20 protein-coding genes are annotated in these 19,821 nt (G+C 48.0%); 7 read left to right on the forward strand and 13 right to left on the reverse strand.

Annotated elements, in window-relative coordinates; genetic code table 11:
* Positions 1 to 124: 124 nt before the first annotated feature.
* From proB to rplU, 4 genes are all read right to left on the reverse strand, one after another.
* Entirely contained in the window at positions 125 to 1,246 is a 1,122-nt protein-coding gene (proB, locus tag ACWHX8_RS04240) for a glutamate 5-kinase (RefSeq protein ID WP_447970718.1), read from the reverse strand.
* Positions 1,228 to 2,250 (reverse strand): GTPase ObgE, encoded by a 1,023-nt coding sequence (gene obgE / locus ACWHX8_RS04245; protein ID WP_447970719.1) that lies wholly within the window; start codon positions 2,248 to 2,250, stop codon positions 1,228 to 1,230. Before obgE ends, proB begins: the two co-directional genes overlap by 19 nt.
* A gap of 104 nt (positions 2,251 to 2,354) precedes the next feature.
* Entirely contained in the window at positions 2,355 to 2,609 is a 255-nt protein-coding gene (gene rpmA, locus ACWHX8_RS04250) for a 50S ribosomal protein L27 (RefSeq protein ID WP_447970720.1), read from the reverse strand.
* A 29-nt stretch (positions 2,610 to 2,638) separates the two neighbouring features.
* Positions 2,639 to 2,956, reverse strand: a complete 318-nt coding sequence (rplU, locus tag ACWHX8_RS04255) for a 50S ribosomal protein L21 (RefSeq protein WP_447970721.1) — start codon at positions 2,954 to 2,956, stop codon at positions 2,639 to 2,641.
* Between the two features lie 164 nt (positions 2,957 to 3,120).
* Between rplU and ACWHX8_RS04260 the strand changes: the two genes are divergently transcribed.
* On the forward strand, positions 3,121 to 4,038 hold the full coding sequence (locus tag ACWHX8_RS04260) for a branched-chain amino acid transaminase (protein ID WP_447970722.1): 918 nt from the start codon (positions 3,121 to 3,123) through the stop codon (positions 4,036 to 4,038).
* Positions 4,039 to 4,282: 244 nt separating this feature from the next.
* On the opposite strand, the gene secG is transcribed toward ACWHX8_RS04260, so the two are convergent.
* From secG to ACWHX8_RS04295, 7 genes are all read right to left on the reverse strand, one after another.
* Entirely contained in the window at positions 4,283 to 4,690 is a 408-nt protein-coding gene (gene secG, locus ACWHX8_RS04265) for a preprotein translocase subunit SecG (protein ID WP_447970723.1), read from the reverse strand.
* Between the two features lie 22 nt (positions 4,691 to 4,712).
* Positions 4,713 to 5,477, reverse strand: a complete 765-nt coding sequence (gene tpiA / locus ACWHX8_RS04270) for a triose-phosphate isomerase (protein ID WP_447970724.1) — start codon at positions 5,475 to 5,477, stop codon at positions 4,713 to 4,715.
* Positions 5,478 to 5,540: 63 nt separating this feature from the next.
* Positions 5,541 to 6,731, reverse strand: coding sequence for a phosphoglycerate kinase (locus ACWHX8_RS04275; protein WP_447971860.1), 1,191 nt, complete (start codon positions 6,729 to 6,731; stop codon positions 5,541 to 5,543).
* A 78-nt stretch (positions 6,732 to 6,809) separates the two neighbouring features.
* The gene (gene gap, locus ACWHX8_RS04280) at positions 6,810 to 7,814 is read right to left on the reverse strand and encodes a type I glyceraldehyde-3-phosphate dehydrogenase (RefSeq protein WP_447970725.1); all 1,005 of its coding nucleotides are present in this window, start codon (positions 7,812 to 7,814) and stop codon (positions 6,810 to 6,812) included.
* A gap of 167 nt (positions 7,815 to 7,981) precedes the next feature.
* A complete protein-coding gene (gene trpS, locus ACWHX8_RS04285) occupies positions 7,982 to 8,938 on the reverse strand; it encodes a tryptophan--tRNA ligase (RefSeq protein WP_447971861.1) in 957 nt (318 codons plus the stop codon).
* A gap of 42 nt (positions 8,939 to 8,980) precedes the next feature.
* Entirely contained in the window at positions 8,981 to 9,703 is a 723-nt protein-coding gene (locus ACWHX8_RS04290; RefSeq protein WP_447970726.1) for a site-2 protease family protein, read from the reverse strand.
* Positions 9,704 to 9,707: 4 nt separating this feature from the next.
* Positions 9,708 to 11,594, reverse strand: coding sequence for a penicillin-binding protein activator (locus ACWHX8_RS04295; RefSeq protein ID WP_447970727.1), 1,887 nt, complete (start codon positions 11,592 to 11,594; stop codon positions 9,708 to 9,710).
* Positions 11,595 to 11,818: 224 nt separating this feature from the next.
* On the opposite strand from ACWHX8_RS04295, the gene xerD reads away from it, so the two are divergent.
* On the forward strand, positions 11,819 to 12,769 hold the full coding sequence (gene xerD / locus ACWHX8_RS04300; RefSeq protein ID WP_447970728.1) for a site-specific tyrosine recombinase XerD: 951 nt from the start codon (positions 11,819 to 11,821) through the stop codon (positions 12,767 to 12,769).
* A 570-nt stretch (positions 12,770 to 13,339) separates the two neighbouring features.
* The gene (locus ACWHX8_RS04305) at positions 13,340 to 14,335 is read left to right on the forward strand and encodes a vWA domain-containing protein (protein WP_447970729.1); all 996 of its coding nucleotides are present in this window, start codon (positions 13,340 to 13,342) and stop codon (positions 14,333 to 14,335) included.
* A gap of 491 nt (positions 14,336 to 14,826) precedes the next feature.
* On the opposite strand, the gene ACWHX8_RS04310 is transcribed toward ACWHX8_RS04305, so the two are convergent.
* Positions 14,827 to 15,780, reverse strand: coding sequence for a hypothetical protein (locus tag ACWHX8_RS04310; RefSeq protein ID WP_447970730.1), 954 nt, complete (start codon positions 15,778 to 15,780; stop codon positions 14,827 to 14,829).
* A gap of 226 nt (positions 15,781 to 16,006) precedes the next feature.
* Between ACWHX8_RS04310 and ACWHX8_RS04315 the strand changes: the two genes are divergently transcribed.
* From ACWHX8_RS04315 to ACWHX8_RS04325, 3 genes are all read left to right on the forward strand, one after another.
* On the forward strand, positions 16,007 to 16,192 hold the full coding sequence (locus ACWHX8_RS04315; protein WP_447970731.1) for a hypothetical protein: 186 nt from the start codon (positions 16,007 to 16,009) through the stop codon (positions 16,190 to 16,192).
* Between the two features lie 84 nt (positions 16,193 to 16,276).
* The gene (locus ACWHX8_RS04320; protein ID WP_447970732.1) at positions 16,277 to 16,951 is read left to right on the forward strand and encodes a flavodoxin family protein; all 675 of its coding nucleotides are present in this window, start codon (positions 16,277 to 16,279) and stop codon (positions 16,949 to 16,951) included.
* Between the two features lie 323 nt (positions 16,952 to 17,274).
* Entirely contained in the window at positions 17,275 to 18,126 is an 852-nt protein-coding gene (locus tag ACWHX8_RS04325; RefSeq protein ID WP_447970733.1) for a hypothetical protein, read from the forward strand.
* 21 nt (positions 18,127 to 18,147) lie between these two features.
* Here the strand turns inward: ACWHX8_RS04325 and ACWHX8_RS04330 are convergent, their stop codons facing one another.
* On the reverse strand, positions 18,148 to 18,462 hold the full coding sequence (locus tag ACWHX8_RS04330; RefSeq protein WP_447970734.1) for a tetratricopeptide repeat protein: 315 nt from the start codon (positions 18,460 to 18,462) through the stop codon (positions 18,148 to 18,150).
* 412 nt (positions 18,463 to 18,874) lie between these two features.
* On the opposite strand from ACWHX8_RS04330, the gene ACWHX8_RS04335 reads away from it, so the two are divergent.
* Positions 18,875 to 19,819, forward strand: a complete 945-nt coding sequence (locus ACWHX8_RS04335; protein WP_447970735.1) for a histone deacetylase family protein — start codon at positions 18,875 to 18,877, stop codon at positions 19,817 to 19,819.
* Positions 19,820 to 19,821: the final 2 nt, after the last annotated feature.

Consider the following 19,821-nt stretch of genomic DNA (forward strand, 5'->3'; position numbering starts at 1 on the left):
GGCAAAAGGCAAAAGGCAAAATGTGAAATTCGGGAAGCCGTGAAACGCGAAGTGTGAAGCGCAAGGGGTGGCAGGGAACATGTGTGCCATGAAGTGTGAAACGTTCAACATTGCGCGTCTCTTGCTAGAGTAAAACCATGTTGTCGCGGTGGATGACTTCTTCGTATTCACGTTTTCCAAACAGCTTTTGAATGTCACGCGTATTGCGTCCCTTGATTTCTCGAAGAAATTGGGATGAGTAATTGACTAAGCCTTTGGCAAATTCCTTTTGCTTCTTGTCGGTGCAGGTGACGGGGTCCCCTGCATTAAACTGGCCTTGGACTTCAAGAATTCCTGAGGGTAAGAGGCTTTTCCCACGTTGTTGCAAGGCCTCAACAGCTCCTTCGTCTAATTGGAGTTGTCCTTTGGAACGAAGGGTAAAGGCAATCCACTGTTTTCGGCTGTTGAGGGGGCTGAGGTGAGGGAGGAAAAATGTGCCTCCTGGTTTTCCTTGTAACACCTTGGGCAGCAATCCCTGCATTTCTCCATTCAGAAGCAAGGTTGAGACGCCAAATCGGGCAACATGTTTGGCCGCTTGAATCTTGGTCACCATGCCTCCTCGGCTTTCTTGGCTTCTCGACAGACCAGCGGTTTGTTCTATGGATTTGGTAAATTTTTCCACTAAGGGAATCAGAGTTGCTGAAGGTTGTTGCCGAGGGTCGGCGGTGTAGAGGCCGTCGACATCTGAGAGGATGACTAACAGGTCGGCATCGACCAGGTGTGCAACTTGACCGGCCAAACTATCGTTATCGCCAAAGCGGATTTCATCCACAGACACGGAGTCATTTTCATTGATAATCGGAATGACGCCATACTTTAAGAGAGACGTGAGCGTATGGCGGGCATTGAGAAAGCGTTTTCGATCTGCGAGATCTTGGTGCGTAAGCAGAATTTGCGCGACCTTGTCGCCTGTTTTTTCAAAAGACTTTTCATAGGCGCGAATGAGTCGACTCTGTCCCACGGCAGCCGCGGCTTGCTTCAGCGGAATCGACTTGGGGTAGGCTTTGAGGCCTAAAGGCTGAATGCCTGCGACGATAGCGCCAGATGAGACGACGACGACTTGTCGATTGTTCGCGTGAATGTATGCGAGGTCATTGACGATGGATGCGATCTGTGCGACGCGAAGGCCTCCATCACGAGAGGCCACTAAGCTGCTTCCAATTTTGACGACGAGGCGTTTGGTTTGTGTTAGGAGCTGGTCTCGCATGTGTTTCTCACGTTGGCGACGTGTTGTGCCAAGAAGGAGAGCAGTGGTGAAAGCCCTTCACGAGTGACTGCAGAAATTGCGAAGAATGAAAAGTCGTGTGCCTCACAGTACGCCTGCAAGGTGTGTCGTAACTCTCCAGTGCCCTGACTATCTATCTTTGTGGCAACGACAGCAAAGGGACGTTGAGCTAAATCGGTATCATAGGATTCGAGTTCATTTTTCAGTGTGAGAAAGCTTGCCACAGGATCATCGACCGACCACTCCGAAATATCAATAAGAAAGAGTAGGAATGCTGTGCGTTGAATGTGCCGAAGAAATTGAAATCCTAAGCCTTTGCCCTCATGGGCGCCTTCAATTAGTCCTGGAATGTCTGCCACCACAAAACTTTGGTCTTCCGTGACGCTGACGACGCCAAGATGCGGACGCAGAGTGGTGAATGGGTAGCTGGCAATTTCCGGGTGAGCAGAAGAAATTGAGGAAATTAGGGTGGACTTGCCGGCATTGGGAAATCCAACGAGTCCCACATCTGCAAGCAGCTTTAATTCTAAAATTAATGAACGTTCTTCCCCTGGAATGCCAGTTTCAAATTCCCGAGGGGCCCGATTGGTTGGGGTCGCAAAGTTTGAGTTCCCGCGACCGCCTTTCCCTCCGTGGGCGATAATGACGCTCTGTTGATCGCTGATGAGGTCCGCAAGGATGGTTTTCGTTTCTTCTTCTTTAATAATCGTACCTACCGGGACAGGGATAATGACGTCTGCTCCCGCGCTTCCTGACCTGTTGGCCCCCTGTCCATATTGCCCTGAAGGTGCTTCGTAATGACGGAGATATCGAAAGTCGAGCAATGTTGAGACGCGTGTTGAGGCCGTAAAGATAATGTTGCCACCATGGCCACCATCACCCCCATCCGGGCCTCCTCGAGGCACAAATTTCTCTCGTCGAAAACTGCAGGCTCCGTCACCTCCAGAACCAGCCTTCACGGCGATGCGGGCTTGATCAATAAACATGGCTGTCCTTATTGCTCAGAAACGTATTTCGCAGCAATGAAATGAATGGAAGGGATGAACAGGGTGATGGACAGAGAAATCGAAGCGAAGAGTCTCTGTGTTGATCACGCAGGAGGGTAAATGCTCACTTTTCGTCGGTCTTTACCACCTTCAAACTTCACGGTGCCAGTAACTTTTGCGAAGAGGGTGTAGTCTTTTCCCAGTCCAACGTTCAACCCCGGGTAAAATTTCGTGCCACGTTGTCGAACAATGATGCTCCCAGCGCACACGGCCTCGCCCCCATATGCTTTGACTCCCAGGTATTGAGGGTTACTGTCGCGACCGTTTCGAGAGGAGCCTCCTCCTTTTTTATGTGCCATGTGTCAATTCTCCGTTAGGGGTAAATGCGTTAAGACGGATTTACGATTTCAGCAATGCGAATTTGCGTGAATCCTTGGCGGTGCCCTTTGGTTCGTCGATAATTTTTTCGACGTTTTTTCTTGAACACGCGAATGGTTCGAGTTCTTCCATGACGAAGAATCTCAGCTTTTACAGCCGCATTCTCGATTTTTGGATAACCGAATATTGCGCCACTGTCATTATGAATACATCGAACATCAGGAAGCTCAACAACAGTTCCAACTTCTCCTACTAAAGTTTCTACTTGAAGCACGACACCGGGCTCAGCCCGATATTGTTTTCCACCCGTTTCAATAATAGCGTACATACATATTCTCCCTTATTGTACTGGTTTTTATCATGGAGTTGAAAAAGGTGTCAAGATTTTAGAATGCCCCGACACCGTCTGATCTGTTCGTTGACAGTCAATCAACTCACTGCTATATACCAGACGGACAGCGGTGGCGAGTTTTAATTGTAGGGTTTAGCTGTATGGACACTCCAAGTCAAAAAATCTGGATGGATGGGACGTTTGTAGATTGGAACGAAGCATCTGTTCATGTCTTAACGCACTCTCTCCACTATGGCTTGGCTGCATTTGAAGGAATTCGTTGCTATCAAGGTCTGACGGAGTCAGCAATTTTTCGCTTGCCAGAGCATGTGGACCGTCTCTTTGAATCAGCGCATATCACCATGATGACCATTCCCTATTCAAGAAAAGACGTGACTGATGCCATTATTGAGACGGTTCGTGTGAATGACCTGAAGTCCTGTTATATCCGGCCGATTGTGTATTTGGGCTATGGCCCTATGGGTGTGTATCCAGGCGAAAACCCCGTTCGATTGGCCATTGCCGCGTGGCCTTGGGGAGCGTACCTTGGAGAGGATGCTCTCGCGAATGGCATTCGGGCAAAAATATCATCGTTCACACGTCATCATGTCAATGTCGCTATGACGCGTGCCAAGATCTCTGGCTACTATGTGAATTCCATTCTTGCGAAGTGGGAAGCCAAAAAATCTGGCTACGAAGAGTCCATTCTTCTAGACCCTGATGGGTATGTCGCCGAAGGAACTGGTGAAAATGTGTTTATTGTCAGCAAAGGGATCCTGAGAACGACTCCCTTGACTTCGATTTTAGAGGGTATTACGCGAAACTCGATGATTCAATTGGCCAAGGACAAAAAAATTCAGGTTATTGAGGAGCGATTTACGCGGGATGCCATGTATGTCGCTGAAGAAATATTTTTAACGGGTACAGCTGCTGAAGTCACGCCGGTTCGTGAACTGGATGACCGGGTCATTGGCTCAGGGAAGCCAGGCCCCATCACGAGTACCCTACAAAAAGGATTTTTCAGCATTGTTGAAGGGAAAGATCCTGCCTATGCAAATTGGCTCACCCCTGTTGTGTAATCTCCAACAGCTATAGCGAATCCAAGTACGTTCCAAACAGGAAAATACGACGAACTCCGTGCGGGACAACGCTATAGTCATTCCAAATAAATTCCAGCCGAATTTACATCATGTACACAGCGCAAAAATACACGTCGTACAGACGGAGTATACTGAAACGGCTATAGAGTTTCCGTCACCCCTCGTATAGACAAGTAGGGAGTAGTCCCTGCGTTGTGCAGCGCACAGGGCCCGTTTTGCTTTTTTATTCTGTTGTGGCTGGTGTTGTTGCAGCTTCTGGTGAGGGTTCTGTTGTTGACTCAGACGAAGCGGGAGCTGGCTCTGTATCAACCTCAGTTGATGCTGCAGGGGTCGACTCGACTTCTTTTTCTGACGTGTCATTTTTGGCAGGCGTCGATAAGTCAATCACGGATGATGCGGTGTTTTCCTGTTTTGAGAGAAGCGCAAGACTTAATGAACTGAGCATAAAGATAATTGCCGCTCCAACGGTCACCTTGCTGAGGAATGTTCCTGGGCCTCGACTTCCAAAGACCGTTTGACTTGATCCTCCGAATGCTGCTCCGATTTCTGCACCTTTCCCAGCTTGCAACAAAATAGCGGCAATCATCAGAAAGCACACAATGAGGTGGATCACAACGGTCAAGGTATACATATTCTATCCCGATATTTCGTGGTTAAATGGATGAGCGCTGCGCAGAGCCTATAATCTTAGCAAATGAGGCTGGATTGAGACAAGCTTTTCCTACTAGAGCTCCATTAATCTGTGGAGACTCAAACAGGCTATCGGCATTTTCAGGATTGACGCTGCCGCCATACAGAATACGAATGGTGTCACGTGTCACGCCCCAGGTATTTTTGATTATCGACCCAATATGTGCATGGACATCTGTCGCCTGGTCAACGGTCGCGGCTTTTCCCGTTCCGATTGCCCACACTGGTTCATAGGCAATTGTTATATATTTCATGTGTTCAGTCGTTACATCATGGAGTCCTGCAAGAAGCTGTTGTTCAATGACTGTATTGGTCTGTCCTGATTCACGTTCTTCCAACAATTCCCCAACGCAGAGAATTGGTTGCAATTGGTGGGTAAGCGCCAAGTGAACTTTCTTGTTAATCAGGCCGTTCTCTTCACCAAAATGTTGGCGTCGTTCAGAATGCCCAAGAATGACATAGGTGCATCCAAGGTCTTTAATCATTGCCGGGGAAATTTCACCGGTTAATGCCCCTTCGTCTTCAGATGATGCATTCTGTGCTGCAAGTGCAATAGCGGTTGTGTGCAGTCCATCACGAAGAGACTGAAGTGCCGTAAATGGTGGCGCCATCACGATATCTACGGCGTATTCCTCATGATAGAGTTGAAGAAAATCCTGGAGAAAGCCTCGCGCTTCCGAGGCCGTCTTGTACATTTTCCAATTACCGGCAATAAGAGGTCGTTGCATATAATTTGTGGGGTGACAATGAGAAAGCTAGAATATTTTGAACAAAAAATAGAAGGAGTGAAACTAGGGTCGATTGGGGAGCGCTGCTAAGCCGGGCATGTGTTTTCCTTCAAGGAGTTGAAGTGCCGCCCCTCCACCGGTTGAAATAAAGGCCATGCTGTCGGATTCGCCAGCCCTATGTACCGCAAGAGCTGTATCTCCACCTCCCACGACAGTCTTGGCATACGCATTGGCGACGGCATGCGCCATCGAAAGGGTGCCGCGGGAAAATGCATCTCGCTCAAAGACCCCCATGGGACCGTTCCACAAAATTGTTTTCGCGTTTTCGACGGCTTCGCTAAAAAGTTTGACCGATGCTGGGCCGATATCCATTCCATACCAACCCTCGGGAATTTCTTGAATTGGGACAATTTTTGTCTCAGCACTCGGTTCTAGGCTTGCCGCTACCACACAGTCCACCGGCAAATAAAACTTCACTCCACGGCTCAGGGCATGCTCCTGAATTCCCTTGGCAAATTCCAACATATCTTTTTCAACGAGAGATCGACCAATTTCATGCCCCATAGCTTTAATGAAGGTAAAGGCCATTCCGCCGCCGATAATGACCTTGTCTACGCGTTTCCCAAGGTTTTCAATGACGCCGATTTTTCCGGATACCTTTGCGCCACCAAGAATGGCCACAAAAGGGCGTACTGGATTTTCAACGACGCCTTCCAGCGCTTCGACTTCACGCTTCATGAGATATCCAGCGGCAGACACCTTCATGAACTTCGTGATGCCAACAGTCGACGCATGAGATCGATGCGCCGTACCAAAGGCTTCGTTGACATACACGTCACCGAGAGAAGCTAATTGTGACGCAAACGTTTCATCATTTTGTTCTTCTTCAGCATGAAATCGTAAGTTTTCTAGAAGTAGCACGTCTCCAGGCTTCATTTGGTCAACCAACGCCTTCACTTCGTTTCCTAAGCAGTCATGGGCAAAGACGACGGGCTTATCGAGAAGACGCTGCAATCGTTTGGCGACAGGCGCTAAACTTAAGTTTGGATCAGGTTTGCCATCGGGTCGCCCTAGATGCGAGCAGAGGATCACGCTTGCGCCTTCGTCAACCGCATGGTTGATTGTCGGTAGGGCAGCGCGGATGCGTGAGTCATCGGTAATTTGTCCGGCATCGTCGAGGGGAACGTTGAAGTCAACGCGTATGATGACGCGCTTATTCCGAAGATCGATGTGGTCGATGGTTTGTTTGGTCAGGTTCATGACGTTCCCCCTTTTTCATGCGAAACATATTATCGCAAACGGGGTAAGGAACCAGGGACGGAAGGTTCCCAATCAAGACTGTTGGGCTAAGAACTTTACAAGGTCGCGTAGGCGACATGAGTAGCCCCACTCGTTGTCATACCAGGCAAAGACTTTCACGAATCGTTTGTCCATCACGGTAGTCATGGGTGAGTCGAGTGTGGCGGAAAATGGACTTCCATTCAAATCTGATGACACAATGGGTGCATCTGAATAATCCAGAATGTTCCGGAGCGAGCCCTGGGCTCCTTGTTGAAAGGCTGCATTCACGGCGGTGGCATCGCAGTCCGTTTCTACTTCGACCGAGAGGTCAATCATGGAAACGTTGGGTGTCGGAACCCGAATGGCAATGCCATCCATTTTCCCTTGTAATTCAGGTAGTACAAGATGGAGTGCTTTTGCGGCGCCGGTAGATGTCGGAATCATGGAAAGGCCAGCAGCTCGTGCTCGCCGTAAATCTTTATGAGGCAGATCGAGAAGTTGTTGGTCGTTAGTATATGAATGGATCGTTGTCATAAACCCATGACGAATTCCGAATTGCTCAAGCAGAACTTTTGAGACGGGGGCAAGGCAATTGGTGGTACATGAGGCATTGGAAAGAATGGTATGTTCTTTGGGATTGTACGTGGAGTCGTTGACGCCGAGAACGATGGTCAAGTCAGCATCTTTGGCCGGTGCTGAAATAATGACACGTTTGGCCCCGGCTGAAAGGTGTTGACTCGCACCTTGACGATCCGTAAAGCGGCCAGTTGATTCAATGACGACATCAATGTCGAGCTGCTTCCACGGCAGTTCTTTGGGATCGCGCTTATCGAAAATTTCTATGGAGTGCTCATTGACAACAAGACGCCCAGGCTGCGCTTCAACCTGTCCGTGAAACCGGCCATGCACGGAATCGTAGGTGAGGAGGTGAGCGAGAGTGGAGGCGTCGGTAAGGTCGTTGATGGCGACTACTTGAATATCTGGATGACCGATGCTAGCACGAAAAAAATTCCGACCGATACGGCCAAAGCCGTTGATTGCAACTCGAATAGCCATAATTGATTGATAAGTTTAGGTTTTTCTTCTAATTTTGAGTGAATAATTAATGTGTCTGGATGGTACTGACCCCTGTGACTTAAGTCAAGAAGTGCAAGGAATGAATTTGAAAAATCTTGCTGCATATTCAAATGGAACGTATTGGGCGCATGAATTATACCGTTCCTTTAAATTTTCATCGCTTCTTTCACATCCTTCATGGTTTCGTGAGCCACGATTGAGGCCTTTTGCTGCCCTTCCTGAATAATGTTTTCAAGGTAATCGGGTTTTGCTAGCAACCCGGCACGGGTTTCCCAGGATGGAGCCAATCGTTCGACCATGACATCCGCGACGAGTTTTTTACAATCTATACAGCCTATGGCAGCCGTTCTACAGTCCTGATTGACTTGTTCCTGTACTGCCTGGGAGGAAAGAATTTTGTGGAAATCATACACAGGGCAGACATCAGGATTGCCTTTGTCTGTTCGTCGAACTCTGGCTGGATCCGTCACCATGGTTTTCAGTTTTTTGCGAATCTCAGGTTCTGAGTCCGACAAGTTAATGGTGTTGTGATAACTTTTACTCATCTTGCGGCCATCGGTACCGGTTACCTTGGGAAATTTCGTGAGATGTTCTTTTGGCTCTGGAAATACTGATTGGTATAAATTATTAAAGCGTCTGGCCAATTCTCGCGTAAGTTCTAAATGTGGTAGTTGGTCTTTCCCAACGGGAACGAAGTCAGGTTTATACAAGAGGATATCTGCTGCCTGGAGTACGGGATATCCCAGAAACCCATAGGTTGTCAGATCTTTTTCTGTGATTTCTTCTTGTTTCTCTTTATAGGTTGGATTCCGTTCGAGCCATGGCACGGGTACGATCATGGATAGTAGAAGATGAAGGATCGCATGATCAGGGACCGAGGATTGGATAAAGACGGTTGAACGGGTTGGATCAATCCCGGCAGCCAGCCAATCAATCAGCAGACTTTGGGTATACTCTTTGATCCGGCTGGTATCGGCATAGTTGGTTGAAAGGGCGTGCCAATCAGCCACAAAGAAGAAGCATTGATATTGGTCTTGAAGCGCTTTCCAATTGTCGAGTGCTCCGAGAAGGTTTCCGAGATGAAGATGTCCGCTTGGCTGCATTCCACTTAAGACTCGGTTCGACACAAAAAGACTCCTTTGTAATTACAGAATTTGGCTTGGAAGCACGGTAGCCGCGAGCACCTGAAAGACGGATCCGATGATCGTACTGATAATATGGACTTGCGGTTCGACCATAATAATGCCAAGAATCACAAACATACCATAGGGTTCAATACGGCTGAGGGTCATGGCCGATGCTGGCGGAAGAAGACTCGTCATAATTCTTCCCCCATCGAGTGGTGGCACGGGAAGTAAGTTAAACACCATCAGCACCACATTAATCAAGATTGAAAAGAGACTCATGGCTGCCAAGGGCAGCAACACCATGCCTAGCAGATCGCTTCGCGATTCCAAGCCCGGCTGAGGTGGCCAATTTTCTGCAATGGTAGGGTCAATCACAAAAATCAAGCTCAACAGGAGTGCGCTCCCAATGGCCAACACAAGATTCATGGCTGGCCCTGCGGCGGCGACGAATGCCATGTCGCGACGGGGGTTGTGCAATCGCCGGGCATCAATAGGCACGGGCTTGGCCCATCCAATTAAAAATCCACCCGGCATTAAAAAGCACATCAGTGGGACGATGATGGATCCCCATGTATCAATATGAGCCAGAGGATTGAGGGTCAGTCTTCCCGCTAATTGTGCTGTGGGGTCGCCAAAAAAATGGGCGACCCAGCCATGGGCGAACTCATGCAGAACAATCGCAAAGATGAGTGGTAATGCCCGGTACGAAATGGCATGAATAATGGGTGCAAGATCATCCATCTATCTAATTAATTTGAACGAATCGACCTTTGTCAACTTGAAGTATATAGATCTTTCGATTGAGGACACCAGTGGAACCAAATGAGGCAAAACTGTTGAGCGTTGGGAGATCATGGCGGAGAAGGAATTGCTTTCGAACATCGGTGCCCGTTGTTGCGCCATTACGAATGGCGTCAAGGACTAGCCAGGTCGCATCGTAGGCTTGCACTGCAAACAATGAAGGGTCAGACCCGAAACGAGTGCGGTATCGTTCGATAAAGGCATGGACCGATGGATCGGGACTATTGAGAAAAAACCCGTCAGTGAAAATGCCATGATCAATCCCATGTCTGGCCCAACGAAAGATTTCCGGATTATGCCAACTGTTTGCGCCTAAGAGCGGAGTATTGATGTCGTAAAAGGCCAATTGGGACGAGATGAGCGCAAGGTTAACCGGCTTGCCTGGGACAAAAATGGCATCGAATCCCGGCGTATAGATCATCGTCTTTTTTTTCTTAGATCTCTTCTTCTTCTTAGATATTTTTTCCTCTTCTTCTAGAGTTCCATATAGCGCGAGATCCGTGTCTTTTAACCGAATGATCTGTTCCGCGACATCGGTCTGTTGTTCGGAATACTGTTCCACGGCAATCAATTCACCCCCGAAGTACTCGACGGCTTGAGTGAAGAGCTGACTCATCTCACGTCCATAGGCCGTTTCTGGCGCGATAATGCAGAATCGTGTATGCCCAAGTTGGTTCATGGCATAGTCCACCAGTTGGCGAACTTGCAAGGTTGCGGTCAAGGCGGTGCTAAACCAATAGGATCCAAATCGGCGGACATCGAGCAGGGTTGCTGATGGTGTGACCATCGGGACTTCATAGTCATCAGCCAAATAGGCGATGCTCTGGATTTCTCGAGAGAGTAATGGGCCGATGGCGGCTATTGGTCTGAAGTCATTCAGTACCTGTTCAAGTTCGGAGCGCAAGGGATTGATGGTTGCCGCGGTGTCTTTCACGACAAGGCCGACGGACGATAACCCTAATTGTTGTTTGCCGTCTTCTAGGGCCAGCCGAATGCCATTCAATGAGTCTGTGCCAAAGGTTTTGAGCGGTCCAGAAGATGGAAGAAACGCCGCGATGACATGCGTATTGATTTTGATTTTATGCATGAAGGACTGCAGGAGCGCCATGGCGGTTTGGGCGTACGGGTGATCCGGGAAATGTTGGAGAAACGTTCGAATGTCACGTTCAGCCAAGACTTCATCGCCATGGGATGTGTGTAATTCGATGAGTCGGATGGTGGCGAGATCGCCTGGGTAGCGATCAGAATAGGCCTCGATAAGATTTTGGAGAGACGCTTCATCCATGGATTGGAGGATCAGGTCTTGAACGATCGTCTTGAGTGCTGCGCGTTGCTCGAAATCAACCAAGGCGATCTCTTCTAATGTCGCCTTAATAGCCTCGACATGCTGGTCTTGGGAGATATGCGCTTCTCGCAATTGACTCAGGGCTTCTTGTCGAATGGCCGGACTCGCTGCAAAATTGAAGACTTGCTGCAGAACGGTCAGCGCGCGTTCGGGCTGTTCGAGGGTCAGATAGAGTTGTCCAAGTAGAAGGCGGGTTTCATTGGCCAACGGTGACATCGGAAATTCATCGAGCAATTGCTCCATGATCGACGCGGCGCTTTGCTCTTGATTGGTCGTTCGTAAAATTGCAGCTTGCAGGAAATAAGCTTCTTGTAGGATAGAAGGAGGAGGTTGTCGGTCAATCAATGATTCCAGCGTGGACAGGGCCTCATCGAACTCTTGGATTTCAAAGTTGGTTTTGGCTTTATCAAGAAGCGTTTGGTCGGAGTAGCCCTGTTGTTGAGCCACCAAAATAGGCGCAGGCGTATCATATGATTTGGCACTCACCAAGCATGGATGCCAGATTGCACTGAAAAGAATAAGGTTCGAAAGGAGAAGAACGGTGACGCGCATGAATAAGGAGAGAATTTGTGTGGTTTGTTCTGTGTAGTCTACAGAGTGAATGGCTAGGTATGAGTTATCAGCCAGCGAAACACGATATCGATGTCGTTACGCGTGTTGCAACTCTCTTTACGATCAGTGTACCAAAAGAACAAGGTAAGCGCTAATATATGAGTAGCATGCAAACCGTGAACAGCGAAACTGAGCTAGATCATTCGATGGATATTGTGATTGAGGAGTATCTCACCTCGTTGCGTATCGAGGGTGGGTTGGCCTCCAATACGTTAGCGGCCTACCGACGCGATTTACAAAAGTTAAAGAATTTTCTGACGTCGAAAAAGATCACGCAATTTGTCGATGTCTCAAAAGACGTCTTTCAGGAATTTCGTCGAGACCTGAGAGGGCAGCAACTGGCGGCATCGTCTATTGCCCGTTGTTTAGCTGCCGTTCGTGGTTTCTATCGGTTCCTCGGAGTCGAAGGGACCAAGCCTGCGTTATTGGCTCCATTGGTACGATCGCCAAAACAATGGTCGCGATTGCCTAAGGTGTTGAATGAGGTAGAGGTGACGCAACTTCTGGATTTACCGTTGCAACGAAGTTCAGAAGATCTACGCGATGCGGCGATGGTGGAATTGTTGTATGCCACGGGGCTGCGAGTGTCAGAATTGATTCATTTAGAGCTATCCCATGTCAACCGAGACGTCGGCTATGTCTTAGCCACAGGGAAGCGGGATAAGCAACGTGTGGTGCCGCTTGGCGAAAAAGCGAATCACAGGCTCACCGAATATCTGAATCAGGCCCGGCCACAGCTATTGAAAAAACGCACATCGCAAGCCCTCTTCCCAACGCGAAGGGGACAGCCGTTCACCAGGCAAGGGTTTTGGAAAATGCTGCAAGCTCGTGCCAAGCGAGCAGGTATTACGAAGTCCATTTCTCCGCATATGCTCCGCCACTCATTCGCGACGCATCTGTTAGATCATGGCGCCGATCTTCGATCAGTGCAAATGATGTTAGGTCACGCCAGCATCGCGACCACGCAAATCTACACGCATGTCGAAGAAGCCCGTCTCAAAAAAATTCACACCGAATTGTTCCCGCGAAAACAACGATCGCGCAGCTAGTCAATGGTTACCGGTATGAAGTACAAGGTGTCGATTATTGTAATTTGATCAGGCTGGGATATGATTAATCACTTTGGGAAAAGAAATATTATATTGACAAATAAAATAAAGTATATATCCTAATTTTCATAAAAAAACGAAAGAATAATAGGTCAACTGGTAAAGTAATCGAAGTAGTTGGCATCCTCTATAAATCTATTTTTCAATTCCCAGTGCGGGGGGAAAGAAAAAGTGGTATTAGAAGAGCAGCATGTGCGCTGTCCAGACTGCGGTCGGTACCAATGTCTTGGAAAATTTTCTCTCTTGCAAATTAAATGTGAGAAATGTAAATTACGCTTCCAAGTCATTAATGCAGAGGGGAGTTTAGTTTTTCGCAAACTGCCTCCCATTGTAGCAAAATAAAGTATAGAGCCTGTTTGCGCCATTAAGAGCGCCCAAGGGCCATTCTTCTTGATCAAGAGGAATGGTCTTTTTTTTTGAGGTTGATGTGTTTGTTGTACCAAAAACATGGGGAGTCTTATCGTTTTTATTTATCCATACTATTTGGCAAAAGAACGGGAGGGTCAGGAAATGATTCGACAAGTCTTAGATGCAAGGCTGGTATCATTTTTTATTTCGGCGATGTGTGTAATATGTTCTCCATTTCAGGCTTTCGCTGTACCGTTAGCCGCGGATGTTATTGTGGTTGTGGATGAATCGGGATCGATGGCGGGTGAACATTCTTTCCTTCAAACCGCAATTCCAGATCTAGAAATGGGGCTTCAAGCGGCTGGTGTGGGGACCGGTTCCAATGTAAACCGATATGCAATCGTTGGTTATGGGGGATTTGACTTCACGGGCCAGTTACCACATTCACATCAAGTTGGAGGCGGTGATTTTGGTAGTGCAAGTCAGTTTGCCACTGCGGCCTCAGGGCTTGTGACCAGTGGTGGAACCGAAGATGGATATCAAGCCATCGACTTTGCTCTGAATAACTATACATTTAGGAATGGAGATTTTGCGCAGCAAGTCATTCTTGTCACTGACGAAGATCGAGATATTAACAATGGGACAGCTGGTGGTAATAATGCCGGTTCAGGGTTAAATTTTAGTTCTGTGGAAAGTGACTTGCAGAATGAAGGTGTTGTCCTCAATGCTATTCTTGACAATCCGTTATCCAGTGCAGGCGGTGCTAGGGCCTTAGGTTTAGCCGCAGATGGGACGGCATTTACAGCTGATGGAACTGGAGGGTTCATGACAAGTGCCGGTGGAATCGTCGGCAATGGATCTGGAAGTACTGAAACAGACTATGTGCCACTTGCTCATAACCTAGGAGGAGCTGTTTGGGACTTAAATCTTCTTCGTCAAGGGGGAAATACGGCAGAGTCTTTTGCCAATGCTTTTGTGAGCATTAAGGTACAAGAGATTGTGACGATTCCTCCACCTGGTCCTGGTCCTGGCCCTGGTCCTAGCCCCGGGCCCGCGCCTGCTCCGGTTCCAGAGCCAGGGACGGTTTTCCTTTTGGGTACTGGTCTTGTCGGACTTGGGTTTTGGAAGTATAAAAAAGGGAATGATTCCGCTTCTTAAGCAACGCATTTTTGAGAGATCTTTGGTTTGTGCTCACAGCATTTTTCCTATGCAAACAAGAAAAATGCTGTTTTTCTAGGGGGTAATGTACGACACTTCTCACTCTCGAATGAACAGCTTGGTATAAGTATGGAGTTGGACGAGTATGTAAGAGGAATTTCTGTAAGTTCAAAAAAATCATTACATAGATAGGGGACTGTTTTTCTGGGTAAGTTGGAGCAAGTTTTCCTTTTACCCTATCCTTCTATTATGAGTTCTAAATATCTTTACTCGAGGTATTTACTTCTAACTCTAAAGTCAGCAACGCTGTTAGTCATTGCTGAAGTTTGGTTGAAGGGGTCATTTTACCAAAGGCAATTTTAGTGTTTTAGCCGATATACGTACTTTAGCTAGGAACTCTTTGGGGGTAGGGTTAAAGGGCATGTAGCGATTTGATGCTTATACGTTTGTTGTTTTGTTATGCATATTCAGGTTCCAAGTGAATCGCTCAATTATCTGTCAGGTATTTGCGTGTGGCTGATGATGAGTTGATCGTACCAGATATACCCGACCGGGTGTGTGTGGTTTTTATTTTTTCTGGTTTGATAGGGGAGAAACCAGAGTTTGCCGTAGCCTTTGTTGTTGCGTAGTTTCTTCTCGAAATCGATTGCCAAGGCGCTTTGATGCCCTTCGCGAGACACCCATAAGCGAACTCGGCTTTTCTCGCCTGGTTGTCCATGCGTGAGACCGATCTGAAAGGTCATCCATTCATCCGGCACATACTGGACGCATGATGAGGAATTGTCTGGCCACGCAGACCTGAGACAATAACTATCTCCTCCCGGTTGATAGTCAAAGTCATAGCGTCCGGCTTTTTGGACGAATCCTTCGTTAAAGCCACAGGCATGGTACATGTTGGGATAGCCATGTTGATCGGTATTGACGATCACAATTTCGTTACTGGAGCATGAAGATTCATTGGCGGCTCCGATCATGCCCTGCTTCCAGCCGGCACCTGGCTTAAACTTCGTGTTTAAGAAGCTTGCAGAAAAGCGTTGCTTCCACTGAATAAACACTTTTTGGCCAGGACCGATTGATTGGCCATCAAGAAAGTCGGCAAAGCGAACATGATACTGCCCCGACCCGCCGCTTCCACTGTTTGATGGCACCGTAAATTGTAAGGTGCCATCGACAATCTCAGGACAACCCTTTGTCGGATCACTCTTGAGCTTCTCACACTTCCCGTCATTGGAGGTAATGGCTTCGCGTAGGTCGCTGTTGTCTGTCGGTATCGGGTCATCGAAATCCTGACAAAAAACTGTGGTTGGTAGTTGGCACAGTGCTGAAAATTCCATAACCGGTGGTTCGAGGGGTGGGGGCGGAGTGTGAATAAATATTCCGCATCCCGAAGTCGTGAGCAGTATCATCAAGATGCCTGGAAGCAAGGTTTTTCTGAGCATGTTCATTATGGCTCCATTTATGTCATGAGATTTCATTATTATCATCCAAGACCAATATTGGAAACCATAACAAATCAGGCCTGAGAGTGAAATGCCACCTTGATTGAGCCCTGCATGGATTGGTTACTCAGAACTTTCTGAAGTTCCTGATGGCTATGAGTTGCAATTCCAAAAAGGCTTGTGGCAGGCTTAACGCCTATTTGAGCCTTAATTTTAAGAGAGGTGGATCATTATGAAATACAAGAAACAAGTCCATTATGTGCGAGGGGTTTTTACCTGTCCCAAATGTCATCAAACCTTTGTGCAAGAGAAATGGCTAGAAGAATGGCGGGTACGCTGCCACAAGTGCGATTACCGAGGGACGTTAACGCATGTCTCGGTTGAAGAGCATATGGATGAAGAGATTGAACGGCGGTGAACGCGCGAAGATGCATTGTGCTACTGATGGTTCCTGTATGATAATCCCATTCTTTTATTCACCCTCCCCTCAGGGGGGAGCGGTATGTTGCAAGCTTCTTTGAACTGCCTCTCGCTTCATTCCCCTTCAATGGTTAGACATTTTCGAATATGGTGTTGTCTCTGTGTTGGGTTTCTGTCCTGGGCATCGGTTGGGTTTGCCCAGGCAGCAGTTTCGACAGAAAAACATGAAACGGTCAGGGTGCTTGTGACCTACCATTCACTGACGGGTAGTACAGAGAAAATGGCCATGGGCGTGGTGGAGGGGGTGAAGACGGTCCCAGGCACCGAGGTGACAGTGAAGCGAGTTGGCGAGGTGACAGCCGAAGAATTATTCGGGAGTGACGCGCTCATTGTTGGATCACCTGTCTATTGGTCCAATATGTCGGGAGAAGTGAAAACATTCTTTGATAATTGGCAATTCAAGTTTGGTGTGTTCCCCGAGTTTAAAATGCAAAATAAAGTTGGGGCAGCCTTTGCGACTGGCGGGCAAGTCTCAAGTGGCAAGGAAGTGACGATGCTGACCATCCTCGCGGCAATGCTTGGGAACAAGATGATCATTGTGAGTGAAGGGGGTGCCTTTGGTGCATCGGCCACGACTGAAGGAAACAGCCCTGGGATTGACCAGCAAGAGTTGACTGATGCACAGACCTTAGGGAAGCGAGTGGCCGAAGTCGCCTGGATAATAAAGCGGGGAACGTCAGAATCCAGTGAGGAATGATGACTTCAAATGTTGGCGTGACATCATAAAAAAGGATTATGCAAAATGGTGATGAATCGAGCGCCGTTCATTCTTCCTCATTTTCAATGACTGCTCTCATCTGCCGTACCTAGTGCCTCGTACCCATTTTGGCCGGTTCTTTCCCCTTCTGAACGTCTTTCGTTTCTATCGACTATTCAAAGAATCCGAAAAAATGAGCGTTCTCGATCTTGAGCAGCCGCATAGCTTTCTCCAGAGATTCCTAACATATCGAGGGAGTAAATTTGCTATCATGACCACAGATAGTAGTCCTTGGATTGTTAGTTTAAGAGGTTTAGGCAGACATGAGAAAGCGATTTCGTGGAAAAAGTCGTGTTGGAATCCACGCGAATCAGTCTGGAGATCAAGAAGTCAGGCGTGCCGTTAAGGAACAAGTCAAGAAGCTCGCGAAGCAGCGAGGCATATTCCAGGCTCAGTGGCAACAATTGTATGACCATTGTCCCGATTCTGGAAGTCGTACCCGGTTAGTCGGATTGCGTGAGCAGTTTAATCGTCAGAAGCGTGGGGTCTCAGAACCGGCTCAAGTCGAAACAGAAGTTGCTGTCTTGATGAATGCCGCAGGGTTTTCAATTGCATTTCTTGAAGAGTCGCACACGCGTACAGCAGACTTAGAATGTTATCTCGATAACGAGAGATTGTTCGTTGAAGTTACCGCGATTGTGCCAAGCTCTTCAAGCTGGCGGGATGCGTGGACAACTGTCTCTCGAAAAATTGACGAAACAAGCTGTGACGATGATTTCCAGCAAGATGCCCTCGTTCGTCGACTCATTGCCAGAATGGCCGAAAAAGCCAGGCAACTTGATCGGTATTGTGCTCCGGTGCTCCTCGCGATCACGATTCCACCGATCGAGTGGTTGGAGGAGAAGTCCTGTCAGGAGCAAGTCGATCTTCAGCGTTTGGCGGGCTTACTCAGTACCGCGCTTGTCAGCATTCCGCAATTGAGTGCCGTTTTATTTACCTGCTGGAATCTGTCGGCCAAGCCAGCTCGGTCCAACATACGATTGTGTAATGCTGCGTGGGTGACTCGTTCGGAAGCGGAAAGCATCTTACCGAGAATCCGCTTATTGGTGACGAATACGTCTGGGACGTACCGTCTTGGTGACAAAGAGATTGTTGCGTTAAAGACTGTCCTCTAGAGAAGGGATACGTTGAGCGCCTTATGGAAGGGAGGCCTGAAGTTCTTCGAGACTTTTAATGACCATGAGGTCACCGTTCTCTGTCGCCACACTAATACCCTTTGTACACACTTCACGGCATTGTTCGACATTCTCTATTTTTTGAAGAGCTTGGGCGAGAGCCATGTAGGCTGCAGAATATGTCGGTTTCACATCGATACAACTTTCGAGCGCCGAAATGGCTTCAGGCCAATTTTCATCGCCCATATAGGCTTTCCCGAGACCAAACCAGAGAGTTTCATCTTTGGGATCCATTTTTAGAACTTTTTTAAACTGCTCGATTTTAGGGTTTGGCATAAGTTTAACTGGCTAGCAATGTGTTTGTATATTCAAAGCGTTGGATGGAAACGTATCATGAGACTGTTCTCGTTGTCTAACATACAGGCCTATGCTACGATCTGCCCTCCTACTATATAGCGTAACCGTATAACTCTAAGCCGAATTGATATCACGTACACAGCGCAACCACACATGTCGTACAAGCAATAGATACAAGGAACGGCTATAACTACCGCTAGTTGAAACATCATACCGGGCAACGTTCGTGGTATGTTCCTGGTTGGAACCTATGTGGATTCGCTATACTCCTTCCTGATTCACGTAACTCTTCTCCACACGATGTATCCAAAACGAGGTCTTGTGCAAGTATTTTTCTTCGTGATGAAATAGGGGCATGTTGTGACTAGAATCTATCGAAGGAGTTTTTGAGATGGGCCGTGTAGGACTTGTTACTGATACCGCGTATTTGGACCATGAGATGGGTTCAGGTCATCCAGAATCACCTGACCGACTTCGAGCGATTCAGGCTCGCCTTCTGTCAACAGGCACGTCTGACCGGTTAAGCCAGATTCCTGCACAAGCGGCGCAAAAGGAGTGGATTGAACGAGTGCACGAGTCCTCTTATGTGCAAAAGCTTGAGACGAAGTCTCCGAGCTCAGGATATGCGTCGCTGGATGCTGACACCACGCTTTGTCCGGGTTCGCTTACCGCCGCCTATCTGGCAGCTGGAGGAGCTATGGCTGCGGCTGATGCGGTCATGATGCAGGAGGTCGATCATGCATTTTGTGCGGTTCGGCCACCGGGCCACCATGCTGAAGCCGATCGGGCCATGGGGTTTTGTGTGTTCAATAATGTTGCAATAGTTGCCAAATATCTTCAGGAACATCATGGGCTTGCGCGTGTCCTAATTGTCGATTGGGATGTTCATCACGGCAATGGTACTCAGCACACCTTTTATGATGATCCTTCGGTCTTATTCTTTAGTACGCATCAATTTCCGTATTATCCCGGTACGGGCAGGTCGACAGAAACTGGCCGAGGTGATGGAAATGGACTGACGGTGAATGTTCCGATGTCGGGTGGCCAAGGGGATGACGAGTATCGTGAGATTTTCCAAAAGGTGCTGGTTCCGGCTGCCGACCAATTTAAACCCGATTGCGTGATCATTTCTGCAGGATTTGATGCCCATCGCGATGATCCCTTGGCAAGTATGAATCTGACTGAAACAGGGTATGCCGACCTTACGAGGATTGTGCTGGATATTGCCGCGCACCATGCTTCGGGCCGGGTGATTTCGTGTTTAGAGGGTGGCTATCATTTACAAGGTTTGGCGCAATCGGTTGATCAACATCTTCTCACGATGTTAGAGGCATGAAT

The sequence above is a fragment of the Nitrospira sp. M1 genome, assembly GCF_965152605.1.

Excerpts from the sequence above, each read along its gene's own strand:
- ACWHX8_RS04290 (WP_447970726.1), bottom strand. The coding sequence starts at position 9,703 with ATGGATGATCTTGCACCCATTATTCATGCCATTTCGTACCGGGCATTA.
- rpmA (WP_447970720.1), bottom strand. The coding sequence starts at position 2,609 with ATGGCACATAAAAAAGGAGGAGGCTCCTCTCGAAACGGTCGCGACAGT.
- trpS (WP_447971861.1), bottom strand. The coding sequence starts at position 8,938 with ATGCAGCCAAGCGGACATCTTCATCTCGGAAACCTTCTCGGAGCACTC.
- ACWHX8_RS04315 (WP_447970731.1), top strand. The coding sequence starts at position 16,007 with ATGAAATACAAGAAACAAGTCCATTATGTGCGAGGGGTTTTTACCTGT.
- ACWHX8_RS04325 (WP_447970733.1), top strand. The coding sequence starts at position 17,275 with ATGAGAAAGCGATTTCGTGGAAAAAGTCGTGTTGGAATCCACGCGAAT.
- ACWHX8_RS04260 (WP_447970722.1), top strand. The coding sequence starts at position 3,121 with ATGGACACTCCAAGTCAAAAAATCTGGATGGATGGGACGTTTGTAGAT.
- tpiA (WP_447970724.1), bottom strand. The coding sequence starts at position 5,477 with ATGCAACGACCTCTTATTGCCGGTAATTGGAAAATGTACAAGACGGCC.
- proB (WP_447970718.1), bottom strand. The coding sequence starts at position 1,246 with ATGCGAGACCAGCTCCTAACACAAACCAAACGCCTCGTCGTCAAAATT.
- secG (WP_447970723.1), bottom strand. The coding sequence starts at position 4,690 with ATGTATACCTTGACCGTTGTGATCCACCTCATTGTGTGCTTTCTGATG.
- xerD (WP_447970728.1), top strand. The coding sequence starts at position 11,819 with ATGAGTAGCATGCAAACCGTGAACAGCGAAACTGAGCTAGATCATTCG.
- gap (WP_447970725.1), bottom strand. The coding sequence starts at position 7,814 with ATGGCTATTCGAGTTGCAATCAACGGCTTTGGCCGTATCGGTCGGAAT.
- obgE (WP_447970719.1), bottom strand. The coding sequence starts at position 2,250 with ATGTTTATTGATCAAGCCCGCATCGCCGTGAAGGCTGGTTCTGGAGGT.
- ACWHX8_RS04330 (WP_447970734.1), bottom strand. The coding sequence starts at position 18,462 with ATGCCAAACCCTAAAATCGAGCAGTTTAAAAAAGTTCTAAAAATGGAT.
- ACWHX8_RS04305 (WP_447970729.1), top strand. The coding sequence starts at position 13,340 with ATGATTCGACAAGTCTTAGATGCAAGGCTGGTATCATTTTTTATTTCG.
- ACWHX8_RS04320 (WP_447970732.1), top strand. The coding sequence starts at position 16,277 with ATGTTGCAAGCTTCTTTGAACTGCCTCTCGCTTCATTCCCCTTCAATG.
- ACWHX8_RS04335 (WP_447970735.1), top strand. The coding sequence starts at position 18,875 with ATGGGCCGTGTAGGACTTGTTACTGATACCGCGTATTTGGACCATGAG.
- ACWHX8_RS04310 (WP_447970730.1), bottom strand. The coding sequence starts at position 15,780 with ATGAACATGCTCAGAAAAACCTTGCTTCCAGGCATCTTGATGATACTG.
- rplU (WP_447970721.1), bottom strand. The coding sequence starts at position 2,956 with ATGTACGCTATTATTGAAACGGGTGGAAAACAATATCGGGCTGAGCCC.